The following is a 3,216-nucleotide window of genomic DNA, read 5'->3' as shown; positions in this document are numbered from 1 at the left end:
AGAAGATTTGAGAGACCAGATGCTAAAAATTGGAATTCCTTTGTATGCATCATCCGGAAATTAAAGAAATTAGTCACCAATTTGCTCGCTCGAAAAAAGGGGAGGCTTGAAGCCACACATTCCTAAGGAGCGGTCTAATACATCTAAGTAAAAGACACGCCTCCCCCTTTTTCTCTTGCACACGCTCAGTCACAAAAGTTACAAAAAACCATAAATACAACCCCAGCAAATTTTTCGGAATTAAAGTGTCCGTTTTATATACAAATAAATGTACATATACGTCCAGCTTAAAAGTTCGTATAACTTGGACACCACAAGCCACGAAAATGCCGTAATCCATATCTGGCTTGCATTACAGCTTATTTGCAGTTAATGTGGTTTGTTTGCACCTAATGTGGTTTGGTTGCAGTTAATGTGGTTTCATTTGCAGCGAATGTGGTTTCGAGACCCCTTTTATTTGCAGTTAATGTGGTTTCAAAATTTGCTTGTTTGCAGTTCGAAGCGTTTATGTTTGCAGTTTCTTACAAGTAAGGCTTCTGCGCTGTAGCTCCTGGTGCATGGTAGTTGCTTTGGAAGTGCGCAAGAGCGCCCTTGCTCTAGCTGTTCGGCAGATCGCACACAGATCTTCCCCAAGGTGTTCGCTCCACTTCTATTCCCAGTGTAAAAAAGTACATTAAAGTGTCTGTGTTCGTAAATGAACGGCGATGGAGAAGCGCCGCACCTGAAGGGCGATCGCGCAACTAACTGAAATGTTAGACTCCTGTGAGGATTCAGAAACTCTTAGATTGTTGCGACAGTGTAAGGAAATTCCTGTACATAATGAGTTCCAACACTCAACTTCTTCCAAATTCTTATTCACGATTCACTTGCCATGCAATCACAATGAGTTCTGCTTGCAGTAAGACAACTAATAGCCACGAAAACGCTTGTAAAATGGCTTCCATCGTCCAGTTTTGACTCTGAACCTGCCAGATCATCCAAACAATAATGAATCCAACCACTAACCAGGGCACGATGACCATAGAATTCCGTCTGCGATAGAAGCGAATCGTCGTCTCGCGCCAAAATGGGAAGGTGCTGAGGAGACAAACAATGTAGGAGGCTCCTGCACTGACGAACAAGCTTGTTTGAAGACTCGAAGGTAGGTTCGGATACCCAAGTGCGATCGCCGTCAGGCAAACTCCGAGCGGGAGGTACAGGAAAGTAAATAAGGTAAATCGTTTCATTGTTTCTTCTCCGGTGAAGCTTATTCTCTGTACCACACACGCACACATTGAAAGCAATTGACTGTAACGCCCTGGCTGATCATCACTGGGTAGACCCCATTACTGACAGTCACTCCGTAGACACCATCACTTGTGCTTTTCAAGCTATCTGGTAAAACAACGGTTTCAACATTGATCACCTGTATCGTCGTATTTTCAATCCACTGATTGGCGGCACTCACAACCTCAGAGAAGGATTCATAATCGGCAGGTCCGCCGAAGGGTCCCCGTTCAGTAATCCGAGGCGCAAAATCTTTGCACTGAATCATTTAATTTACCACCTTAAAACTGTAGAGTTGAGCATCAATTCAAGTAGTGGGCATCGCCCACCATTTTTAAAATCTTTCTTTGTAAAACCTTTCACGGTAAAGCTTTGTGGGCAGTGCTAGCCCCGTAGGCGATCGCCAAGGATACGGGTATTGCAACCAGCACTGATAGCGCCCCGTAGGTCGCGTGGTACTCGCTGATTGTGAACAGAGCGGGCGCGGTCACGGCGCTTCCAGTGATGTTGAACAGGAGTATGCCTAGGGTGTTGTTCGCGAAGTGTAGGCCGATGGCGAGTTCGGTGGTTCCGTCAATCAACGATACTACAGTCCACAACAGACCCGGAACGAGGAAGTAGTTGGAGAAGACCGTGAGCCAGCCGCCTGCGATCGCCTCCGGGTTTAAGAGGTGCGGCAGCGTGAATATTACAGCCGCCACGAGCGCCAGAAAAACGCGGTTGGTCGAGATCATGCTCGTGCCCTGCACGATGTACCCGCGAAAGAAAAGCTCCTCAGTGGTGGTTTGGGTCGCGGTGAAGACCAGTGCCAGTGGCACGAAGAGCGCGAATGTCGCGAGGTCGGAGTTGAAGGAAAAGGTGTCGGGGTAGAAGAGGTACTGTCCCAGCCCACCTATCAGGCAGTACGGCACGAACCACGCCACAAATCCGTGACCGACCCGATGCCAGTCTATCCGCTCCCGCGCCGTGACGAGCGTTCGGGGGTGGCGGCGGTGGACGAGGGAGACAGCGATAAGGACTCCGGCGAGGAAGAACAGGAAACTCGCCATGACAAACAGGTAGTATTCCACGAGCCCGAGCACCGAGGGGTCTGCCTGGCCGCCGAGCGCGAACGCGACGAGTACGCTGACACCACTACCGACGACCAACCACGCAAAGAGGATGATCGCCAGTCCCAGAACATACCGCCACCCCCGATACTTACCCCACCGGGCAGCCTCCACGTAGGTAACTTTTTTCGTTTCTGCGATGATTCCCTCCGTTCTTTTGGTATGTTGCATCTTCATCTCCGTTTCCTCGGTTTAACTATGCACCAAAAATCCTCACCAGCCAGAAATTCAACCTGATGAATACAAACTAAATGTGATGTCGAGATCGATGCTTCTCCCATTGGAGAGACTTCGCCGATCTAGCAAGCAAGTATTCTGGATGGGATTTGTATTGAGGTAACCTGAGTTCGACGTAAAAAAAAGACTTTCTGGGAGGCTCGATGGTGGACTATTTCACCGCAGACACAACAGCAATTGAAAGACGCGATCGCCGAAGCCTCTCAAGGAAAATTTGTACGATTTAAGCTTCTCAGGTCTAAAGACACTGAGATTTCTGAAGAGTCCACAAGTGAACTTTCTTAGGCTGACTTAAACAACCTCTACTGATTCCGTTAAGAACTAGTCCTAACATCACCGATACTTTACGAACTATGTTTGCTGCACCATTACAATCAGCATTAATTACAAAACCTGCAGAGGTTTTATACAAACCGCGCTTTGTTCTTTCTCCAGATGGCTTCCACCCTTCCCGTTTTTCAGGAAATTTAGGTATTTCATCTGCATCCAAGAACGACGATTTAGAAGTATAACTTTCTTCGGTTTCTACAAACTGGATAGCGTATTGTTCGCAAAGTTGAGCAATACGGTCTTTTAACTTTGCAGTAGGGATTTGCACGAAGTT

Annotated in this window: 5 protein-coding genes; all 5 read right to left on the bottom strand. The window is 47.5% G+C overall.

Translation table 11 applies throughout. The annotated features are described in order from the left end of the window. Positions 1-673: 673 nt before the first annotated feature. Complete coding sequence (locus G4P69_RS36500; protein WP_208345067.1) at positions 674-859, bottom strand: hypothetical protein; 186 nt, start codon at positions 857-859, stop codon at positions 674-676. Beyond that, positions 852-1,274 (bottom strand): hypothetical protein, encoded by a 423-nt coding sequence (locus tag G4P69_RS36495; RefSeq protein ID WP_243903168.1) that lies wholly within the window; start codon positions 1,272-1,274, stop codon positions 852-854. Before G4P69_RS36495 ends, G4P69_RS36500 begins: the two co-directional genes overlap by 8 nt. Continuing rightward, a complete protein-coding gene (locus G4P69_RS36490; protein WP_208345069.1) occupies positions 1,247-1,534 on the bottom strand; it encodes a hypothetical protein in 288 nt (95 codons plus the stop codon). The genes G4P69_RS36495 and G4P69_RS36490 overlap by 28 nt, the downstream gene beginning before the upstream one ends. Before the next feature lie 91 nt (positions 1,535-1,625). Continuing rightward, the gene (locus tag G4P69_RS36485) at positions 1,626-2,552 is read right to left on the bottom strand and encodes a CPBP family intramembrane glutamic endopeptidase (RefSeq protein WP_208345070.1); all 927 of its coding nucleotides are present in this window, start codon (positions 2,550-2,552) and stop codon (positions 1,626-1,628) included. A gap of 298 nt (positions 2,553-2,850) precedes the next feature. Then, the coding region (locus G4P69_RS36480; RefSeq protein ID WP_208354747.1) for a zinc ribbon domain-containing protein at positions 2,851-3,216 on the bottom strand (366 nt) is incomplete at its 5' end.

This window comes from Aetokthonos hydrillicola CCALA 1050 (assembly GCF_017591665.1).
GTDB lineage: Bacteria > Cyanobacteriota > Cyanobacteriia > Cyanobacteriales > Nostocaceae > Aetokthonos > Aetokthonos hydrillicola.
The sequence above is the reverse complement of the archived record's forward strand: the minus strand, read 5'-3'. Positions and strand labels throughout refer to the sequence as shown.